Source organism: Pollutimonas rozaliensis (assembly GCF_048751585.1).
Taxonomy (GTDB): domain Bacteria; phylum Pseudomonadota; class Gammaproteobacteria; order Burkholderiales; family Burkholderiaceae_B.
In genome coordinates this window covers 25,319-45,386 of sequence record NZ_JAZHOB010000011.1, presented here as the reverse complement: position 1 = coordinate 45,386, position 20,068 = coordinate 25,319, and the positions used below count along the sequence as shown (strand labels likewise).

Annotated in this window: 22 protein-coding genes; 7 read left to right on the top strand and 15 right to left on the bottom strand. The window is 60.2% G+C overall.

What is annotated here, in order from left to right; genetic code table 11:
* Positions 1–5 precede the first annotated feature (5 nt).
* The 3 genes from V0R37_RS19690 to maiA are packed head-to-tail and all read left to right on the top strand — an operon-like array spanning position 6 to position 2,091.
* The gene (locus tag V0R37_RS19690) at positions 6–482 is read left to right on the top strand and encodes an FKBP-type peptidyl-prolyl cis-trans isomerase (protein ID WP_420376173.1); all 477 of its coding nucleotides are present in this window, start codon (positions 6–8) and stop codon (positions 480–482) included.
* Complete coding sequence (gene ispH / locus V0R37_RS19685) at positions 482–1,450, top strand: 4-hydroxy-3-methylbut-2-enyl diphosphate reductase (protein WP_420376172.1); 969 nt, start codon at positions 482–484, stop codon at positions 1,448–1,450. Before V0R37_RS19690 ends, ispH begins: the two co-directional genes overlap by 1 nt.
* Positions 1,447–2,091, top strand: coding sequence for a maleylacetoacetate isomerase (gene maiA, locus V0R37_RS19680; protein WP_420376171.1), 645 nt, complete (start codon positions 1,447–1,449; stop codon positions 2,089–2,091). Before ispH ends, maiA begins: the two co-directional genes overlap by 4 nt.
* A gap of 79 nt (positions 2,092–2,170) precedes the next feature.
* Here maiA and V0R37_RS19675 read toward each other — a convergent pair whose 3' ends face one another.
* Positions 2,171–2,770 (bottom strand): 2-hydroxychromene-2-carboxylate isomerase, encoded by a 600-nt coding sequence (locus tag V0R37_RS19675; RefSeq protein ID WP_420376170.1) that lies wholly within the window; start codon positions 2,768–2,770, stop codon positions 2,171–2,173.
* A gap of 152 nt (positions 2,771–2,922) precedes the next feature.
* Here V0R37_RS19675 and V0R37_RS19670 point away from each other — a divergent pair, with 152 nt between their 5' ends.
* The 4 genes from V0R37_RS19670 (at position 2,923) to V0R37_RS19655 (ending at position 7,674) form a co-directional block, all read left to right on the top strand.
* Positions 2,923–4,359 (top strand): YdgA family protein, encoded by a 1,437-nt coding sequence (locus V0R37_RS19670; protein ID WP_420376169.1) that lies wholly within the window; start codon positions 2,923–2,925, stop codon positions 4,357–4,359.
* Between the two features lie 291 nt (positions 4,360–4,650).
* Positions 4,651–6,777 (top strand): methyl-accepting chemotaxis protein, encoded by a 2,127-nt coding sequence (locus tag V0R37_RS19665; protein WP_420376168.1) that lies wholly within the window; start codon positions 4,651–4,653, stop codon positions 6,775–6,777.
* 72 nt (positions 6,778–6,849) lie between these two features.
* Entirely contained in the window at positions 6,850–7,008 is a 159-nt protein-coding gene (locus V0R37_RS19660; protein ID WP_420376167.1) for a hypothetical protein, read from the top strand.
* The gene (locus V0R37_RS19655; protein WP_420376166.1) at positions 7,009–7,674 is read left to right on the top strand and encodes an alpha/beta hydrolase; all 666 of its coding nucleotides are present in this window, start codon (positions 7,009–7,011) and stop codon (positions 7,672–7,674) included. It abuts the gene before it with no gap.
* 3 nt (positions 7,675–7,677) lie between these two features.
* Here V0R37_RS19655 and V0R37_RS19650 read toward each other — a convergent pair whose 3' ends face one another.
* The 14 genes from V0R37_RS19650 to urtA all read right to left on the bottom strand — a co-directional run bounded on the left by V0R37_RS19650 (position 7,678) and on the right by urtA (position 19,809).
* Entirely contained in the window at positions 7,678–8,049 is a 372-nt protein-coding gene (locus tag V0R37_RS19650) for a DUF4168 domain-containing protein (protein WP_420376165.1), read from the bottom strand.
* A 261-nt stretch (positions 8,050–8,310) separates the two neighbouring features.
* The gene (gene ureG, locus V0R37_RS19645) at positions 8,311–8,988 is read right to left on the bottom strand and encodes an urease accessory protein UreG (RefSeq protein WP_420376164.1); all 678 of its coding nucleotides are present in this window, start codon (positions 8,986–8,988) and stop codon (positions 8,311–8,313) included.
* A gap of 10 nt (positions 8,989–8,998) precedes the next feature.
* On the bottom strand, positions 8,999–9,697 hold the full coding sequence (locus tag V0R37_RS19640; protein WP_420376163.1) for an urease accessory protein UreF: 699 nt from the start codon (positions 9,695–9,697) through the stop codon (positions 8,999–9,001).
* A complete protein-coding gene (gene ureE / locus V0R37_RS19635) occupies positions 9,694–10,317 on the bottom strand; it encodes an urease accessory protein UreE (RefSeq protein WP_420376162.1) in 624 nt (207 codons plus the stop codon). Before ureE ends, V0R37_RS19640 begins: the two co-directional genes overlap by 4 nt.
* 3 nt (positions 10,318–10,320) lie before the next feature.
* A complete protein-coding gene (gene ureC / locus V0R37_RS19630; protein ID WP_420376161.1) occupies positions 10,321–12,036 on the bottom strand; it encodes an urease subunit alpha in 1,716 nt (571 codons plus the stop codon).
* Complete coding sequence (locus tag V0R37_RS19625) at positions 12,036–12,341, bottom strand: urease subunit beta (RefSeq protein WP_420376160.1); 306 nt, start codon at positions 12,339–12,341, stop codon at positions 12,036–12,038. The genes ureC and V0R37_RS19625 overlap by 1 nt, the downstream gene beginning before the upstream one ends.
* Positions 12,342–12,376: 35 nt before the next feature.
* Positions 12,377–12,997, bottom strand: a complete 621-nt coding sequence (locus V0R37_RS19620; protein WP_420376159.1) for a HupE/UreJ family protein — start codon at positions 12,995–12,997, stop codon at positions 12,377–12,379.
* Positions 12,998–13,041: 44 nt separating this feature from the next.
* Positions 13,042–13,344: an urease subunit gamma gene (locus V0R37_RS19615; RefSeq protein WP_420376158.1), complete on the bottom strand. Its 303-nt coding sequence runs from the start codon at positions 13,342–13,344 to the stop codon at positions 13,042–13,044.
* 38 nt (positions 13,345–13,382) lie between these two features.
* Complete coding sequence (locus V0R37_RS19610; RefSeq protein ID WP_420376157.1) at positions 13,383–14,231, bottom strand: urease accessory protein UreD; 849 nt, start codon at positions 14,229–14,231, stop codon at positions 13,383–13,385.
* Positions 14,228–14,926 (bottom strand): urea ABC transporter ATP-binding subunit UrtE, encoded by a 699-nt coding sequence (gene urtE, locus V0R37_RS19605; RefSeq protein ID WP_420376156.1) that lies wholly within the window; start codon positions 14,924–14,926, stop codon positions 14,228–14,230. Before urtE ends, V0R37_RS19610 begins: the two co-directional genes overlap by 4 nt.
* A 1-nt stretch (position 14,927) precedes the next feature.
* Positions 14,928–15,773 carry an urea ABC transporter ATP-binding protein UrtD gene (urtD, locus tag V0R37_RS19600; RefSeq protein WP_420376155.1) on the bottom strand — a complete coding sequence of 282 codons (846 nt, stop codon included), beginning with the start codon at positions 15,771–15,773 and terminating at the stop codon, positions 14,928–14,930.
* Positions 15,770–16,909 (bottom strand): urea ABC transporter permease subunit UrtC, encoded by a 1,140-nt coding sequence (urtC, locus tag V0R37_RS19595; protein ID WP_420376154.1) that lies wholly within the window; start codon positions 16,907–16,909, stop codon positions 15,770–15,772. The genes urtD and urtC overlap by 4 nt, the downstream gene beginning before the upstream one ends.
* Positions 16,906–18,537: an urea ABC transporter permease subunit UrtB gene (gene urtB, locus V0R37_RS19590; protein WP_420376153.1), complete on the bottom strand. Its 1,632-nt coding sequence runs from the start codon at positions 18,535–18,537 to the stop codon at positions 16,906–16,908. Before urtB ends, urtC begins: the two co-directional genes overlap by 4 nt.
* A gap of 21 nt (positions 18,538–18,558) precedes the next feature.
* Positions 18,559–19,809, bottom strand: coding sequence for an urea ABC transporter substrate-binding protein (gene urtA / locus V0R37_RS19585; protein WP_420376152.1), 1,251 nt, complete (start codon positions 19,807–19,809; stop codon positions 18,559–18,561).
* Between the last annotated feature and the right edge of the window lie 259 nt (positions 19,810–20,068).

Below are 20,068 nucleotides of genomic sequence, written 5' to 3'. Positions count from 1 at the left end.
AGATTTTGACTTCTACCTCCGATCCAGTGAAAGCTTTTGTCCGCCCGGACTCCTACCTGACCCTGCATTACCGCATCGAGCTCCGGTCCGGCCCGGCGGCGGGATCCGTATTCGCCAACACGTTCGACGGCCGGCCGGCCACTTTGCAGATGGGTGCGGGACAATGGGCGCCCGGCATGGAAGAATGCCTGCTGGGGCGTGAAGAGGGTGTGCGTTTCGCCTTCGATCTGCCGGCTTCGGGAGCTTATGGCGACCGCAATCCGGACCTGCTGCAATGGGTGTCGCGCGGCATGATGGCCCAGCATGCCGATCCCGACCATCAGTTCCAGCCCGGCGACATGGTTGAGTTCACGGCGCCCAATGGCGGGCGCTACTCGGGCGTTCTGAAGCAGTTCGGCGACGATGCCGTCTTGTTCGATTTCAACCACCCTCTGGCGGGGGCGGATCTGCATATCGAAGTTTCCTTGTTGGGGGTTTTGTAATGTCGGGACACAGTCCGGAAAGCGGCATGGAAGTCGTGCTTGCGCAGCCCAGAGGCTTTTGCGCCGGCGTCGATCGCGCCATCGATATCGTCGAGCGTGCGCTGGAACTGCATGGCGCACCCATCTACGTGCGGCATGAAATCGTCCATAACCGCTACGTGGTTCAGGACCTGAAGCAAAAGGGCGCCATCTTCATCGACGAACTGCACGAGGCGCCGGCTGGCGCCATCGTGGTGTTTTCGGCGCATGGCGTCGCCAAGGCCGTGCGGGCCGAGGCCGAAACCATGGGCCTGAAGGTTTTCGACGCCACCTGCCCCTTGGTGACCAAAGTGCATATCGAAGTGGCCCGCATGCGCGCGGCGGGACGCGAGATCATCATGATAGGCCACCGCGGCCATCCCGAAGTCGAAGGCACGCTGGGACAGGCCGATGCCGGCATGTATCTGGTGGAAACGCCGGAAGACGTGGCCGCCCTGCAAGTGCGCGACCCGGGCAATCTGGCTTTCGTAACCCAGACCACCCTGTCGGTGGACGATGCGGCGGTGGTCGCCCAGGCTTTGCGCACGCGGTTTCCGAGCATCGTGGAGCCCAAGAAAAGCGATATCTGCTATGCCACCCAGAATCGCCAGGACGCCGTCAAGATCATGGCCCCCGAGTGCGACCTGGTGCTGGTCGTGGGCAGCCCCAACAGTTCCAATTCCAATCGCTTGCGCGAAGTGGCCGAACGCAAGGGTGCGGCGGCCTATCTGATCGACACGCCCGACATGATCGATCCGGCCTGGCTGGCGCAAGCCAGGCGTGTCGGGGTCACGGCAGGGGCGTCGGCGCCCGATGTCCTGGTCCATCAGGTCATTGCGCGCTTGAAAGAGCTGGGCGCCATTTCCGTGCGCACCCTGGACGGCACGCCGGAAAATGTCTCTTTCCCCCTGCCCAAAGAGCTATCCCGAAAGATCAAGGACACGCCATGAAGCTGTACAGCTACTTCCGCAGCTCCGCCGCCTACCGCGTGCGCATAGCCCTGAACCTGAAAGGCCTGGCCTACGAAACAGTGCCTGTCCATCTGATGAAAGATGGCGGACAGCAATTGTCGGATAGCTACCGTTCGCTGAATCCAACGGCCCTGGTGCCCACGCTGGTCGATGGCGACCTGGCGGTGGGCCAGTCCATGGCTATCCTGGAATACCTGGAAGAAACCCATCCGTCGCCGGCGCTGCTGCCCGGCGATGCCAAAGGGCGGGCCCGCGTGCGCGCGATTGCGCAAACCATTGCCTGCGATATTCATCCCTTGAACAATCTGCGCGTGCTCAAATACCTGAAGCACCAGATGGGCGTGGACGAAGAAGCCAAGAACGCCTGGTACCGGCACTGGATCGCGCAGGGCCTGGCAGCCGTGGAAGCCATGCTGGCCGCCAGTTCTGAAACCGGCCGCTACTGCCATGGCGATCAAGTCACTTTCGCCGATCTGTGCCTGGTTCCGCAGCTTTTCAATGCGCGCCGCTTCGGCTGCGATGAAAGCGCTTTTCCGAACATAGTTCGCATCGATGCGGCCTGTGCCGAGCTTGCCGCCTTCCAGCAGGCGGCCCCGTCCAACCAGCCAGACAGCGAATAATCGTTTGGTGACTGGTTTTTAATCGGTTTAACGGGCTGGGGGCGGATCTTGCCCCCAGCCCGTTGTTACCGCCACGTTTTTAGGAACGGTTGCGCAACCACTTCCGGATATGGTCGAAGCGGTCGAAACCCCAGAACGGCTCGCCGTCGGCAAAGACGAATGGCGAGCCGAATACGCCGCGCTCCATCGCGTCCGAAACGGCTTTTTTCAGCAGGTTCTTGGTTTCTTCCTGGGCGATGCCGTTAGCCAGTTCCGCTGTGTCGATGCCTTCTTCCGCCGCCAGGGCCAGCATTGTTTCGGACTCGCCGATATTCCGTCCTTCCACAAAATAGGCGCGGTACAGCCGTTTGATGAAATCCACAGCCTTTTCAGGTGCGCTGCGCTGCAAATACAGGACGGCACGCGCGGCCGCCACCGTGCCTATCGGAAAATCCTTGGGCTGCGAATAGGGAATGCCGAACAGCCGGGCGCTGCGCTCGAAGTCGTGCAAGGCATATTTGCCTTTCAGGGGAATATCGGTGAGCGGCGCCGAGCCCATGGTCTTGAACAGGGGGCCCAGCAAGATGGGATGCCAATTCACCTGCCGACCGAACTCGGCGGCCAGCGCCTCGATTTGCGTACTGGCCAAGTAGCCGTAGGGCGAGGAAAAATCAAAATAAAAATCGAAATTCTTGGTCATGGACGGTTTTTCTCTTGTGCTGTTTCGCTGTGGATCGGTCAGCGTTGTATGGTAGGCAGGTTTCGGCCGGCATGCAATGCGAACGCCATTTCGCCGTTGCGCTTTCATGTTTAAATGACAGTGTGGATTCGGTTTCAGCATACAAGGTAAAAATGAAAAAAAGTACAGGGGTGATCGGCGTTGTGGTGGTCCTGGGCGTCGCCTATCTGGGCGCCACATGGTATGTGGGAAAAGAAGCCCAGAAAACCATAGAACACGCTGTGGCGCAGGCCAATACGCGCTTGGCCAGATACCTGGGTCCGGATACGGACGGCGGCGTGAAAATCGGCATCGCCGACTACCAGCGCGGTTTTTTCTCCTCCGATGTGGTCTATACCGTGCATATGAAAGATCCGGACGGCAAGCCGCTCGACCTCGCGCTGCACGATCACCTGCAGCATGGTCCTTTCCCCTTGAGCGCCTTGCAGGCGGGCTATGTGGCGCCGTTGCTGGCCTACAGCCGAGCGCGGCTTGCGGCCACGCCTGCCACTCAGGCCTGGATGGATAGCCAAAAGGGCGAATCGCCCCTTAATGTGGAAACCCGTGTCGGCTTCGGCGGCAGCGGCCACTCCGTCTGGACATTCTCGCCCACTGAACTTGCCGAGGATGGCGATACCCTCAGTTTCAGCGGCGGGGCGATAAGCATTGATTTCGGCAAGGATTTCAACAGCAGCTCGGCGACGGGGCAATTCGATTCTTTCTCCCTGGCCAACACGCAAACCGGCGAAAGCCTGCGAATAGAAAATATCCGCCTGGACAGCAAGACGGACATCGGCGACGAAAGCAGCATGCAAGTGCATAGCAGCGCCACCGCCGATACCCTGACCATGGATAATGCCAAGGACGAGGCGGTCGCCATCGAAAAGCTGGCCATCAAGCTGGACAATGTTCAGACCGGCGACATTCTGGATGGTGCGCTACGCTACGATTTCGGCCGTATTGCCGTTGGTCCCATGGATTTGGGCAGCTTGTCTCTGGGTGTCAGGGCCAATCGCCTGGATGTGGCCGCGCTGTCGGCCCTGGCCGGCGAATACGACGCCATCCAGCTCAGGCACGGCGGGCAGGACGATCAGGATCTGGTGCTCAGCGACGACGAAGAGCGTGTGCTGCGTGAAAAATTGATGGCCGTCCTGGCCAGCGACCCGTCGGTCGCCATCGAGCAGCTCGTCTGGAAGAACGTCGACGGCCAGAGCAAGGCCAGCCTGCGGGTCGACCTGACCCGTCCCGCCGACACCGACGAGAAGAATGCCGATGTGCTGCTTACACAGGCACTCAAGCAGGTCCAACTGGATTTCAGCCTGCTCAAGCCTATGTTCATCGGGGTGTTCGGGCAGGCGCAAGCAGACCCGCAACAGCGCTTGCAGATGGAAATGATGGGCGCCATGATCTACGATCAATATATGGCGCGGTTGCAGGGTGCCGGACTGGTCCGGGTCGATGGCGATACGGCAGCATCCTCCGTCTTGTATGAAAACAACGGTGTCACGGTCAATGGGCAGGCCATGTCCGTGACCGAGTTCATGCAGCGTGTCCTGAGCGTGGCCATGTAGGCTTCCCAGCCCATTCCCCGCCTTTAGCAGCGGCTCCGAAGACTGGATTTTCCTCCTGTTTTCGGGGCCGCTGCGTTTTAATGCGACGTAAGCCCCAGCTATACGTAAATACCGATGCGCATTTTCTTGAAATATGCATAATGTAAATGAATGCATCTTTTTGGGCTTTCTTGTATCGGCCGGATGATCCACGCGATTTACGGGAAATCACCTAAGCCTGGGCCCGTAAAGATTTGTCCTGCCAAGACGTTAAGCTATTTATAAGAAGCATAGGCTTACAAAAAAGGGGCCATGATGGAGACAACAACACGCGTTCATTCCAAAGACGCATCGATGAGCAGCGGATGGCTGGCTCGACGTTCCCTGGCTGTCAAACTGTTCTTGGCCACATCGGCTGTAACCGTCGTCGTCATGGCTGCCATAGCGGCGGTCATGGCCTGGCAAAGTCGCAGCACCGCCATTGAAACGGTACAGCGCGAGATGACCTCGGCCTTGCACGGGGTCGAGCAATCTCTGCAATTGGTTTTCGACAACGCCAGCGATAAGGGCAGGCAGCTCATACCGGTCCTGGAGCGCGAACTGGGTGGAGTTCCGGTATTGGACGGCAATACCACCGATACCGAAGAAGGAGGGGCCGTGCCGCTGCTGGTGGTCGAAGATCATATTGTCAACGGCGACATCGACACCTTGATGCGCATGAACGAAAATACCGGTGCAGATCCGGCAGTCATCGTGCGGTCGGGCGATAAATGGGTCCGCGCCGCGACGCTGTTGCGCGATGCGCAAGGCAATGTGCGCTTGGGCAGCACGGTCGATGCCAACGATTTGCTGGCCAAGACTCTGGATTCGGGCCAGCCCTATAGCGGCGTGGTCCAGCGCAACGGCAAATGGTATGCCATGAGCATCCAGCCGCTTAAGGATGAATCTGGCGCGGTCTATGGCGGTTTCTCCGTACGCGTCGACGTGGACCAGCAGGTGGGTGCCTTGCTTGAATGGGTCTCAAAAACCCGGGTGGCCGACCACGGCATTCTGGGCGTCCTGCGCCGTAGCGCCGACGGCAAGGGCTGGGTGCGGATCGCAGGAGCCCAAGGTAAGGCTGGCGCCCCTCTCAGCACCGAAATGTCGGCGGAAGATGTCGCCACGCTGGAAGCCTTATACAAGAACCAGACCGGCTTCGCGCAGGTGGCCTTGGGCCAAGGCGAGAGTGCCGGTTCCAAGTTTGTCGCCTGGGATACGGCCAAAGGCTGGGACTGGCTTATATATGGCATGGGTGATCAAGACGAATTCCTGATGCAAAGCTACATATACTTGGCCTATCAATTGGGCTTGATGCTGATCGGAACCTTGCTGATCTCTTTGCTGGTGGGCTGGCTGGCGGCCATGACCTTGCGCCCCGTGCGCCAAGTCATTGAAGGCATGGAAAAACTTGGCCAGGGCGACCTGACTGCTCGCATTCCCCAGGTTCCGGCGCAAAGCAAGAACGAAGTCCATGTGCTGTTCAACTATGTCCGGCGAACGCAACAGGCGCTCTCGCGCACCATCGCCGCAGTGCGGGCCGGCGTGGATGAAATCAATATCGGCTCCGCTGAAATTGCCGCCGGCAATACCGACTTGTCCAGCCGCACCGAAGAGCAGGCGGCGTCTTTGCAGGAAACCGCCGCCAGCATGGAACAGCTTGCCGCGACGGTAAAGCAGAATACGGAACATGCGCGCCAGGCCAACACGCTGGCCACGAGCGCCTCCGTGGTTGCGCAGCGCGGGGAACAGGCCGTTACCGATGTTGTGAGCACCATGCAGCGTATTTCAGGCAGTTCCGGCAAGATCGGCGAGATCGTCGGCGTTATCGACAGCATTGCTTTCCAGACCAACATCCTGGCATTGAATGCGGCCGTCGAGGCGGCGCGGGCGGGCGAGCAGGGCCGCGGCTTCGCCGTGGTGGCGTCCGAGGTCCGATCGTTGGCGCAACGCAGCGCCGAAGCGGCCAAAGAGATCAAGAAGCTTATCGAGGCATCGATCACCGAGGTCTCCGACGGCTCGAAACAAGTCGAAGGCGCGGGCGACACCATGCAAGAGCTGCTTGCTTCGGTCCAGCGCGTCACCGAGATCATGAAGGAAATATCCGCCGCCTCCGAAGAGCAGTCCACCGGCATCGATCAGGTCAACCTGGCTGTTTCGCAAATGGATGAAGTCACCCAGCAAAACGCCGCCCTGGTCGAGCAGGCCGCCGCCGCCGCGGGATCCCTGCAAGATCAGGCCCGGCAGTTGGCTGACGCCGTGTCGGTCTTCAAAATCGCCAACAGCCCCAATGTGGTGCTCGATATGCAAGAGCCCGAGCAGCAGATGCTGGCTTCGGATCATCGCGAGCAAGAGGCATCCTCGGTTGATATCCCCGCGGGAGCGAAGCTGCGCCTGGCTTGATTTCTTATAAGCACGCTGCAAAGGTTCATCAACAGCAACAACAAGGCTTATCGATAAGCCGTAGGGGGAAGTATGACCAAAGCTCGTATCGCCGCTGTCATGGCCGGCGCTGTCATCATGGCCGGTCTTGGCGGCTGCGCTACCACATCATCGTCCAGTGTGGCTTCGAACGGAATGGGGATCGTCATCATGCATGGCAAAGGCGGGTCGCCCACGCGCCATGTTTCTTGATTGGCCTCATCCTTGCAGGGAAAAGGCTATGCCGTCGCCAATCTTCAGATGCCCTGGTCGGGTAATCGGGATTACGACGTGGATGTCGCAGGCGCCGAAAAGGAAATCGACGCGGCGCTCGAAGATTTGCGCAACCGGGGCGCGAAAACGCTTTTTGTGGCGGGCCACAGTCAGGGCGGCCTGTTTGCGCTGCATTACGGCAACAAGCATCGGGTCGATGGAATCATCGCCATAGCGCCCGGAGGCGACGCTGGATCACAAACCTTCGTCGGCAAGCTGGGCCCATCGGTCCAACTGGCCAAGAAGATGATTGCGGAAGGGCAGGGGGCCGCCAAAGAAAAGTTCTTCGATTATGAAGGCAGCAAAGGGCTGACGCCGGTTACCACCACCGCCGCCATCTACTTTGGCTGGTTCGAGCCCGACGGTGCCATGAACTACGGTATCGCCGCAAGAAACATGGACCCCAAAACGCCAGTCCTGTATGTGGGGCCCACGGGCGACTATAAAGGCTTGCTGCGAAACAAGACAGCCATGTTCCACTCGCTGCCTCGCAACCCGCTGACCAAGCTCTACGAGCCGAACGCTTCCCATCTGGGCGCGCCGTCCGCCTCCATTGATGAAATCGTGCGCTGGACCACGGCCGTCGCAAGCAAGAGTGGAAGCTAGTTCTTACTTCACCATGTTCTGAATGCGCTGCACCAGCTTGGGATCCTGTTGCAGCGCCTGATTGATCCCGTTGAACTGGTCGACGGTCATGCCTTCGTCATGAACGGCCTTGACCATTTTTCCGTCGGCTTCTTCAAATACTTTTTTCTTCGTCGCTTCGTCCTGCGTGGCCTGCAGCTTGGGCGTGTATTCCTGGGAAATCATTGCCACCTTTTGCGAGGCGCTTACAAAGCGTTCGAGCTGGGCGTCGGAGTAATTGGGTGTGGGCACGGTCATGCCCGGCCTTGGGGCGGGTGCTTGTTGCTGTTGCGCCATGGCGGCCCCACTGAGAGCCAGCAGGCCTGCAGAAATGGCGATGGTGATGCGTTTATGCATGCGATCTCCTTCAAATTGCGGTCTGTGAGCTTTCATCATGACAACAACTGACGAGATTTCAAGCGTATCCTGTGGAAAGACATATCCAGGGGAAACCTGACGTTACCGAGGTGTGGGTAGTCTCTGACCAACCGTCGGAATTCGGCGTATTTATTACGTTTCAGCAACATGCCCACGAGTTGTACGCAGGCTTATTCACAGTCTGTGTGGATAAGTCAGGAGCTCTCCGGCCAGGCTGTCCGGTTTTGCCGATCCAGCGCTTCAATCCGCGCCCGGGTGTTTTTCCAGAGCCAGCAATCCTTCGTTTTCGATGAAGGCGACGATCTCGTCCAGGCCGTTTCCGTCCTTGATGCTGCCCATCACAAAAGGGCGGTTGCCGCGCATGCGCTTAGCGTCGGCTTGCATGACCTCCAGCGACGCGCCGACATAAGGCGCCAGATCAGTCTTGTTGATCAGCAGCAGGTCGGATTTGGTGATGCCCGGTCCGCCTTTGCGCGGGATCTTTTCTCCGGCGGCCACATCGATCACATACAGGGTCAGATCGGAAAGTTCGGGACTGAATGTGGCGGCCAGGTTGTCTCCGCCCGATTCCACGAACACAATGTCCGCATCGGGAAACTTCCGCAGCATCCGGTCTATGGCTTCGAGATTGATCGAGGCGTCTTCCCGTATGGCTGTATGCGGGCATCCTCCGGTTTCGACTCCCATGATGCGCTCGGCCGGCAAGGCTCCGGAAATCGTCAGAAGACGCTGGTCCTCCTTGGTATAGATGTCGTTGGTGATGGCGATCAGATCATACTTGGCCGACATTCTCTTGCACAGCATTTCAAGCAGGGTGGTCTTGCCGGAGCCGACGGGACCGCCGACTCCGACGCGCAAGGGAGGCATGGACTTGCTGCGCAGTGGGGCGGTAGATGTGTCATGTTGGGTTGAACGCATGAGGAGCCTCTCAGGAGCGGAACAATCTGGAATACTGCGTTTCGTGGCGCGCCGACACGATGGCCAGTTGCGGAGCCAGGGTAGCAAGGCGGGGCGGCGCATGGGCGGCGCGGGAAAAAGCTTCGTCGCACACCGCCGGAATGTGCGAGCGCACATCATTTAATATACGCTGGCCCGCCATCTCCCCCAAAGGAACGGTTTTGATGGCGGCCATGACCTGGTTTTCCAGCCAGGTGAACAAGTAGGCGGCCAGCCCGGCGGGTTTGGCGATATCCAGGGCATGGACGCAATAAGCGTGCGCGGCCGGATAGACGATATTGGCTTGGCTGAGCAATTGCTGCCTGGCCGGTGCCTCGCCCCAGTTCAACTGATCCGCCAGCTTGACCAGCGACCATCCCATTTGCTCGGTTTCCTGGCGCAGTTCCTGCGATTCGCGTGTTGTGTGAAACCAGTCGTTCCAGTGCGCGACCTGCGTCCAATCGCGGTCCGACCAGGCATCGAACAACAGTATCCATGCCGGGGCTTCGCCTTGCGCCATCACCCAATTCAGTTGTTGGGCTATCCATCGGCCCGCACTGTCTTCGTTGTTGACCAGGCCATGGTCGACCGCGGCTTCGAAACCTTGCGAATAGCTGTATCCGCCGATCGGAAGGGCTGGCGACGACAACTGGAGCAAGGCGGCGAGCTGGCTTGCTTGCATGTCGCTCATCTATTTTCTTTCGGGCGGTGGTGGGCGCCATGATTGCAATCCTGGCCATGAACGTGTTCATGATCAGGGTCCTCCATGTGCTCGTGTCCGTGTGTATGGGGATGGTCATGGGCCGCATAGGCGGCCTGGGCGAGCGCGTAGTCTTCGCTGAAGGTTTCGTCGTGGCCATGTTTGTGGCCTCCGCCGTAAGCGCCGCTTTCAGGTTCGAAGGGCGCATCCAGCCGGCGGACGGACACGTCGCCCAATCGCCGCAGCATATCCCGCAGCACCGGATCGTATTCCAGCTGCAAATAGCCCTCGCCCACTTCCAGCGCAACGTGGCGGTTGCCCAGGTGGTAGGCGGCTCGCGTCAACTGTCTATCGCTCTCGGCGGTAATGCGCAATACGTCGTCCGGGGCAGCCTGCACCAGAATAAGCCGCCCGTCTTCGGCCAGCAGCGCGTCTCCATGCCGCAGGATGGTTCCCTGCTCCAGAACCAGCCCGATCTGCTCGCCGTCGTTCAGGGTTATTGTCTGGCGGCTGCGGCGCCGCAAGCTGTAAGGCAGTGCGGCTGTCGGGGCGCTGCGCAACAGGGCTTTGGCGATGCTCGTGCCGCTAAGGTGCTTTTTTACGATACGCATGGCTTAGAACAGGAAATAACGTTGGGCCATGGGCAATATCGAGGCCGGCTCGCACGTCAGCAGCTTGCCGTCGGCCATGACTTGGTAGGTTTGCGGATCCACCGAAATATGAGGCAGCCAGTTGTTGCGCACCATGTCCTTCTTGCCCAGGTCGCGGCATCCATGCACAGCCTCCAGCGTTTTACCCAGGCCCAGCTGATGCAAGGCGGGATTGGCCATTGCGGCTTGCGACACGAAGGTCAGCGAGGTCTTGAGCGCGTTGCCGAAGCTGCCGAACATGGGCCGAAAATGAACCGGCTGAGGTGTGGCGATCGATGCGCCAGGGTCGCCGACGACGGCTGCGGCGATCATTCCGCCTTTAAGCACCATATGGGCCTTTACACCGAAGAAGGCGGGGCGCCACAGCACCAGGTCGGCAAGCTTGCCCGCTTCGATGGAGCCCACTTTGTGGGCAATGCCGTGGGCCAGTGCGGGGTTGATGGTGTACTTGGCAATATAGCGCTTGATGCGTTCGTTATCGGAGCGAGCGCTGTCGCCTTCAAGCGTGCCTAGCTGCGCTTTCATTTTGTCGGCCGTCTGCCAGGTGCGCAAGACCACTTCGCCCACGCGCCCCATGGCTTGCGAATCGGAGCTCATGATCGAAAATGCCCCCAAGTCGTGCAGGACGTCTTCGGCGGCGATGGTTTCGCGGCGTATGCGGCTTTCGGCAAACGCCAGGTCTTCCGCAATGGACGGGTTCAGGTGATGGCACACCATGAGCATATCCAGATGCTCGTCGATGGTGTTGATGGTGAACGGCATGGTGGGATTGGTCGAGGCCGGCAATACGTTGGGCATCCCGGCCGCCTTGATGATGTCGGGAGCGTGGCCGCCGCCGGCGCCTTCGGTATGGAAGGAGTGGATGCAGCGGCCTTTGAAGGCCTTGAAGGTGTCCTCGACAAAACCCGATTCGTTCAAGGTATCGCTATGGATGGCGACCTGCACGTCGGTTTGGTCGGCCACCGATAGGCAGTTGTCGATGGCGGCCGGCGTGGATCCCCAGTCTTCGTGAAGCTTCAGGCCAATGGCGCCTGCTTCGATCTGCTCGAACAGCGGACTCGGTACGCTGGCGTTTCCCTTGCCCAGCAGGCCGATATTGATCGGGAAGGCGTCCAGCGCCGATAGCATCGAATGGATATGCCAGGGCCCCGGCGTGCAGGTGGTGGCGAACGAACCCGCGCTCGGGCCGGTGCCGCCGCCTATCAGCGTGGTGGTGCCGGTGGCCAGCGCTTCGTCGAACTGCTGGGGGCAAATGAAATGGATGTGGGTGTCGATGGCGCCGGCCGTGACGATCATGCCTTCGCCCGCGATGATTTCGGTGGACGGCCCCGCAATGATGGTGACGGCGGGCTGGATATCGGGATTTCCGGCCTTTCCTATGCCGGAAATCAGGCCGTTCTTGATGCCTATGTCGGCCTTGACGATGCCGCTTATCGCATCGATGATCAGGGCGTTGGTAATGATGGTATCGGCGCAGTCGACGCTGTCGCGCTGGCTTTGGCCCATTCCATCGCGTATGACCTTGCCTCCGCCGAATTTCACCTCTTCGCCAAAGAGCGTGTAGTCCTTTTCGACCTCAGCCAGCAATTGCGTATCGGCCAGGCGGATGCGGTCGCCCACTCCGCCGACGATGGTGGGTCCAAACATTTCCGTGTAGGCGAGGCGTGATATGACAGGCATTACAGTGCTCCCATGATGTCGCCGTTGAAACCGTAAACCTTGCGTTCGCCGGCCAGCGCCACCAGCTCGACGGTTTTTTTCTGGCCCGGCTCGAAGCGAACGGCCGTTCCGGCCGCAATGTTCAAACGAAAGCCGCGGGCGGCTTTTCGATCGAACTTGAGCGCCGCGTTGACTTCGGCGAAATGGTAGTGGGAACCGACCTGTACGGGGCGGTCGCCGGTATTGACGACATCGACCGCGCAGGTGGGCCGCCCCGCGTTCAGTTCGATGTCGCCGTCTTCAACAAGAATTTCTCCGGGTATCATGGCGTGCGTCCTGGCGAGATATTGATGATCGTGGATCAGCTTGCAATGGTGTACAGGGCCGCGCCGTATGCGGCGATGCCGGCGCCGGCCGCGCGTGCCAACCAGGCGGCGCGCCCTTTCAGAGCCAGGCCCGCGGTCAGGCCGGCGGCATGCAGCATCAGCGTAGCCAGCATGAAGCCGGCTATGTAGGCGGCCACGCCATTTCCGGCAGGCAGTTCGGCGCCATGCGCCAGGCCGTGGAACAGGGCGAAGAAGCCGACCAGTGCGCCGCCCGCCCAGCCGGGTAGGGCGATCCGGCTTGCGGTCAGCAGGCCAAGCACCAGCAAAGACGCCATGATGATGGGTTCGACGGCCGGCAGGCTCATGCCCGCAATGCCCGCCAGCGCGCCCACCAGCAATAGGCAAAGAAAGCTTATGGGCGTCCAGATGGCCTCTCGAAGGCTCTTGTGAGCCAGGGCAGCCCATAAGCCCACCGCCAGCATGGCAAGCAGATGGTCGGTTCCCGTCAAGGGGTGAAGCATGCCCGCCGCGAACATGCTGCCGCCCATGACCGACTCATGCCCCGGATGCGCGAGGGTGGCGCTCGATGGCAGGGCAAGAGCGACAATGCGGACGGCATGCAGGCCCGCTGTTTGCAAGGTGGAACGAGTAGTCATCTGAGGCTCCTGATGAAAGTGGCTTCGTAGGGCTTGGAATACATTTAGACGATGGGATTGTGCACGGTCACCAACTTTGTGCCGTCCGGAAATGTGGCTTCGACTTGTATATCGGTGATCATTTCCGGGACCCCTGGCATGACGTCCCCGCGCGTCAGGATGGTGGTGCCGTAATGCATCAGGTCGGCCACGCTGCGGCCGTCGCGTGCTCCTTCCATCAGTTCGGCGGTGATCAGGGCAACCGACTCGGGATAGTTGAGCTTTACACCACGCGCCTTGCGGCGCTCTGCCAGCAGAGCCGCGGTGAAAATCAACAACTTGTCTTTTTCCCTTGGGGTCAGGTTCATGATGCGATCCTCGCGCAGGTAAGGTTATCGGGTTTTTTTCAGGTATTCCACAGTCGCAGATGGCGGCCTTGGACGCCCAGCAGCAAGGGGCGCATTTGCATCCATAGCGCGATGAGCAGCCCCTTCACGTCTTGCGCATGCGTGCCAAGAACACGCAGCAGGCTAAGGCCTTGCCCGTCGGACAGCGGCATATGGGTCAAGCCGGCCCGCAGTTCTTCCTGCCATGGCAGATCCATGGAAAGGCGGTCGGCCTCGTCGCGGCCGATGGCGGGGCCGAAAGCCCATAAGGTGGCCAGTACCGGGAAGCCGGCCAAGCCGTTCACGTTGTGGCGCACGGCGCTATCCGCATGCAGCTCTCCGATTTCCTGCCACAGGGGGCATTCATCCAGGGTCAGCACGGTGTTCAGCAAGATCCGGCCTTCATCCCAATGCGAAGATTTTTCTATGCTGCCCAGTTGGACGATTTCCCATCCTATTGCGCGCGCCCCTGTGTGCAGATGGACCTGTGTGCTGGTGTGGGCATCGGCCTGTTCGAAAAAAATATTCTCTTGCGGCAGCCAGTCCAGGCAGGCTCCGGCCTTCACGACAATGTTCGTGTTCTGGGTAGCGCTTTTGCCGTTCGCCTTGTACCAACGCGTGGCTCCCGGAGTGTTCAGCAAGGCATGGGCTCCCGATTGCACCGTAATGTCGATTGATAATAAATCTCCGCCCGCAATACCGGAAGGGGGGTGAAGTATGGTTACATGGCAGATCTCGGGGCCTTCGGGGTACAGGGCTTTTTGTACAAGCAGGGGGCCTTCGTGCCGGCGCTCCGAAAGGACGGTGCCGCGCGAATTCGGATACGAGAAAGCAAGCGTCAGCTTGCCGTGCCATTCACGCATGTTCATACCGATAGATGCCTGCGCACGTCATCGCCGTCCATTTCAGTTCGGTCTCCCTGCGCCACCACTTCGCCGCGCGAAAGAACGATGAAGCGATCCGCCAGCCCGCGGGCGAAATCGAAGTATTGCTCGCACAGCAAAATGCCGATATCGCCGCGTTCGCGCAGCAAGCGTATGACCTTGGCGATATCCTTGATGATGGAAGGCTGTATGCCTTCCGTGGGTTCGTCAAGGATGATGAGCCTGGGTTCCTGCACCAGGGCCCGCGCAATAGCCAATTGCTGCTGCTGTCCGCCCGAAAGGTCTCCGCCACGGCGTGCCAGCATGGTTTTAAGCACGGGGAAGAGCTCGAAGACATCTTCTTTGATTCGTCGCGCGGAGGACGCCGGCTTGCCGGCCATGCCCATCAGGATGTTTTCTTCAACGGTCAGCCGCGCAAAGATTTCGCGGCCCTGGGGAACATAGGCGATACCGAGCGCGGCTCGTTGATGCGGGGCCATTCGGGTAATGTCGGCGCCCGCAAGCTCAATGCCGCCCGATGCAACCGGCAGAACACCCATGAGGCACTTGAGCAAGGTCGTCTTTCCGACGCCATTGCGGCCCAGCAAAGCCAGGCATTCGCCTTGCCGCACGCTTAGCGAAATCCCGCGCAGCGTATGGCTGCCGCCATAGTACTGATTGATGTTATGGACGTTAAGCATGTCAGCGCCCCAGGTAGACATCGACGACGCGCGGATCGGCCTGCACCTGCGCCATGGAACCCTCGGCCAGCACCGATCCTTCGTGCAGCACGGTGACTTTGCCTTCGCCGGCAATATTGGCGACGAAATCCATATCGTGCTCGACGACGACCAGCGAGTGGCGGCCTTTCAATTCGTTGAGCAGTTCTCCGGTGCGTTCGGTCTCAGCGTCGGTCATGCCGGCGACGGGTTCGTCCAGCAGCAAAAGCAAAGGTTTCTGCATCAGCAGCATTCCGATCTCCAGCCATTGCTTTTGTCCGTGCGAAAGCAGCCCGGCCGGACGCCGGGCTTCGGACTTGAGCCGTATGAGTTCGAGGGTGGCGTGAATATCATCCGTTTGCTGGGCGGTAATCCGGGAAAACAGCGTGGGCCGAACGCCTTTGTCGGTCTTCAGGGCCAGTTCCAGGTTTTCGAAGACTGTATGATTTTCAAAGACGGTGGGGCGCTGGAATTTCCGGCCGATGCCGGCGCGCGCAATCTGGGACTCGTCCAGCTTGGTCAAGTCGATGTTCTGCCCGAAAAAAGCGCTGCCCGCCGTCGGCGCGGTCTTGCCGGTTATTACGTCCATCATCGTGGTCTTGCCCGCCCCGTTGGGTCCAATGATGCAGCGCAATTCGCCTGTACTGATGTCCAGGTCGAGCTTGTTCAGCGCCTTGAATCCATCGAAGCTGACCGTAATGCCCTCTAGATAAAGGATGACCCCGTGGCGCAGGTCCACGTCGCGCTGCGCCACATGACCGTAGGCGGCATCGGAGCCAGGCCCGTCCGTGGGCGCCGGCGCCGGTTTATTTCCACTAAGCAGTTTCATATAGCGCTTCTCTTAAGATACCGGACGCGCAGTTGGCGCGCAAGCCCCACCAGGCCTTGAGGCAGGAACAGTGTCGTCAGTACAAAAATAAGGCCCAGGGCATAGAGCCAGAATTCCGGCAGCACGCTGGTGAACCAGGTTTTCAGGCCATTGACCGCGCCGGCGCCGATGATCGGACCTATCAGAGTGCCGCGGCCGCCGGTCGCCACCCATATCACCATTTCAATCGACGTTTCGGTGGACATTTCGCTGGGATTGATGATGCCGACCTGTGGGACGTACAAAGCGCCCGCGATACCGCACATGACCGCTGATACCGTCCAGATGAATAGCTTGAATCCCAGGGGTTCATAGCCGATGAAGCGCAAGCGGCTTTCGGAGTCCCGTATGGCGGTAAGGACTCGCCCAAGCTTGGATTGGGTGAGCGCGCGCGCAAATATCAGAGAAGCCGCCAGCAGCGCCAAGGTGATCCAGTACAGCGCGGCGCGTGTGCCGGATGCCGTAATGTCATAGCCCAGAATGCGCTTGAAATCGGTAAAGCCGTTATTGCCGCCAAAGCCGGTTTCGTTGCGGAAAAAGAGCAGCATGGCGGCAAAGGTCAAGGCCTGCGTGATGATGGAAAAGTAGACCCCCTTGATTCTCGAGCGGAAGGCGAAATAGCCGAAGACAAAGGCAAGGATGCCCGGGACCAGGACCACCAGCAGCATGGCGTACAGGAAATGATCGGTAAACGCCCAGTACCAGGGGTAGTCGTTCCAGTCCAGGAAGACCATGAAGTCCGGCACGTGGCTCTTGTAGACGCCATCGCCGCCGATGGAGCGCATCAGGTACATGCCGTGAGCATAGCCCCCCAGCGCGAAGAACAGGCCGTGCCCCAACGACAGGATGCCGGTGTATCCCCAGACCAGATCCAGCGCCAGCGCCGCCATGGCATAGCACATGAATTTCCCCATCAAGGCCACGGCGTAGGACGAGATGTGCAAGGGATGGCCGGGCGGAAAGACCAGGTTAAGCAAGGGCAGCAGCGCCAGGAAGACCATCGCGGCGATCAGGCCTGTCCATATGCGCGGCGAAAACAGGCGCCGCCGCGCCGCGGGAAGGGAATGCGGCGGCGGGAAGGCTGGCAGGGCGCTCATTCCACGCTCCTGCCGCGCGGAGCGAATAGCCCTTGCGGGCGTTTTTGAACGAACAGCACGATAAGCACCAATATGGTAATTTTTGCCAGGACGGCACCCGTCCAGGGCTCCAGGAATTTATTCACGCTTCCCAGGCCCAGCGCGGCGATCACGGTGCCCGCAAGCTGGCCGACACCGCCCAGGACGACCACCATGAAGGAATCCACGATGTAGCTGCGCCCCAGGTCGGGGCCGACATTTCCGAGCTGCGATAACGCTACGCCGCCCAGCCCGGCTATGCCTGATCCCAGGCCGAAGGCAAGCATGTCGATACGGCCGGTAGGCACGCCCACGCAATCGGCCATCCGGCGGTTCTGGGTAATGGCCCTGACGAAAAGGCCCAGGCGGGTGTGATTGAGCAGCAGCCATATCAGGAACACGACCAGCAAGGCGAAGACAATGATGGCGATGCGGTTGTAGGTCAGCACCAGCCCGCCCAGCACTGTCACGCCGCCCGACATCCATGAAGGATTTCCGACTTCCACATTCTGCGCGCCGAACAGGGTCCGGACCGCTTGCATCAGGATCAGGCTGATGCCCCATGTGGCCAGCAGCGTTTCCAGCGGGCGGCCGTACAGCCAGCGGATCACGGTCCGTTCCAGCGCCATCCCGACCAGCGCGGTAATGAAGAAGGCGACAGGGAGCGCGGCAAGAACATACCAGTCCATCCATGCGGGAGCCATCTGCCGGAACAAGACCTGAACGGCATAAGTGCTGTAGGCGCCTATCATCAGCAGCTCGCCATGCGCCATGTTGATGACCCCCATCAGGCCAAAGGTGATGGCCAGCCCCAGCGCGGCAAGCAGGAGCACGCTGCCCAGGCTGATGCCGTAGAAAAGATTTCCTGCCCATTCGATTTTTTTCAGGCGGCTGTCGATACGCTCGATCGCGGCGGCCGCCGCGGCGCGTACGGCCTCGCTGCTTTCGGTGTAGGCGCCGGCATCCTGGCGGGCCAGCAGGTTGGCCATGATGGGGCGAAACTCGGCATTGCCGGTATTTCCCAACGTTTGCACGGCATGCAGGCGTACCTCCGCCTCGGGGCTCTTCAGCTCAAGGCTGGCCAGTGCGACTAGCAGCGCCTTCTTCACTTCGCCGTCGGCTTCCTTGTCCATCGCCTGCGTTATAAGGCCTATATTCGACGGGTCGCCGCCATGCTGCATGCGGCGCGCCGCGGACAGGCGTACTTGCGGATCGGCCGCGAATAAGTGCGCAAGGGCCAGGGCCTGGCTGATGGCGCGCCTTAAACGATTGTTGACGATGACGGCGTTGGCGTCGGCGGGCAGTTCCGTCCTCCGGCCGGTTTCCGGGTCCGTTGCCAGCTTGTCGGCGTCCAGCACCAGAAACCGGCCTTGGGGATCGGCGTAGGCCATGCCGCCGCCCAGCGCTTCCAGTACCTGGGCCGCCATGGGCAGGGGCGACTGGCCAAGCCGGGAAATGATCTCCAGCCTGGCTGCGGTATCGCCGTCGATCAGCGGGGCAAGCACCGCCTGGTCGATCGAACCGGCATCAAGCGCAAGCGCGGCGGGCGCCGGAATCAGCATCAGCAGCGCCAGGGCCAGGCGCAGCCCGACCATGCGCAGTGTTTCCATACCTCCGGAGAGCCCGCGCATTCAGAGCCCTTGTTTGCTTTCGTTGCCCGCGATATACGGACTCCACGGCTGCGCCCTGATGGGGCCCTTCGTCTTCCACACGATATTGAACTGGCCATCGCCGTTGATCTCGCCGATATAGACAGGTTTGTGCAAATGGTGGTTGGTCTTGTCCATCTGGATGGTAAAGCCGTCGGGGGCAACGAATGTCTGGCCGCCCATGGCGTTTATGACTTTGTCCACGTCGGTCGACTTTGCCTGCTCGACGGCCTGCTTCCACAGGTGGATGCCGATGTAGGTCGCTTCCATCGGATCGTTGGTGACCACAGTGTCGGAATTGGGCAGGTTCTTGGCTTTGGCGTAGGCTTTCCATTTGGCGATGAAGTCCGCGTTCACCGGGTTCCTGACCGACTGGAAGTAATTCCAGGCGGCCAGGTGGCCGACCAGCGGCTTGGTATCCACACCGCGCAACTCTTCTTCGCCGACGGAGAAGGCAACGACCGGCACGTCGGTCGCCTTCAGTCCGGCATTGCCCAGCTCTTTGTAGAAGGGCACATTGGAGTCCCCGTTGATGGTGGATATGACGGCCGTCTTTCCGCCGGTGGCGAATTTCTTGATGTTGGCCACGATTGTTTGATAATCGGAATGGCCGAAAGGGGTGTAGACCTCGTCGATATCGCTGTCTTTTACGCCTTTGGAGTGCAGAAAGGCGCGCAGGATCTTGTTGGTGGTGCGCGGGTAGACGTAATCGGTGCCCAGCAGGACGAAGCGCTTCGCGCCGCCGCCGTCTTCGCTCATCAAATACTCCACCGCCGGTATGGCCTGCTGGTTAGGCGCCGCGCCGGTGTAGAACACATTCCTCTCCAGCTCTTCACCCTCGTATTGCACGGGATAGAACAGCAATCCGTTCAGTTCCTTGAAGACCGGAAGCACCGACTTGCGCGATACCGATGTCCAGGCCCCGAAAACGACCGACACCTTGTCCTGCGCAAGCAGTTGCCGGGCTTTTTCGGCGAACAGGGGCCAGTTGGATGCGGGATCGACAACGACGGGCTCCAGTTGCCGGCCCATGACCCCGCCCTTGGCATTGATTTCCTCGATGGTCATCAGGGCCACGTCCTTCAGCGACGTTTCGGATATGGCCATCGTTCCGGACAGGGAATGGAGTATGCCCACCTTGATCGTGTCGGCGGCGAGCGCCTGGGGCACCCAGCCCGAGGCGGCAAGCAGGCTGGCGGCGGCGATTTGCTTAAGGATGAATCTGCGTTTCATTTTGGCTCCGGATAGGAAAAGGGATCGGTGGTGTTCCCCAAGGCTTAAAGCAAAAGCCGTGCCAATTTTTTATTTGCTGTGATACGGAGCCGGAGCTTGGTTTGCGTGGACATTGCGGCATCGAGCCGCGCCGCGTTATGCGTCGTGGTGGTGCAAAACAGGGAGAAGGGACATCAGGCGCGCGCCGGAACGGTGCGTGGCGGGGAGCATGGACCCGCTGCGCGGTGCAGCGGGTCGGTGTCGCGTTGGAGCCGCTACG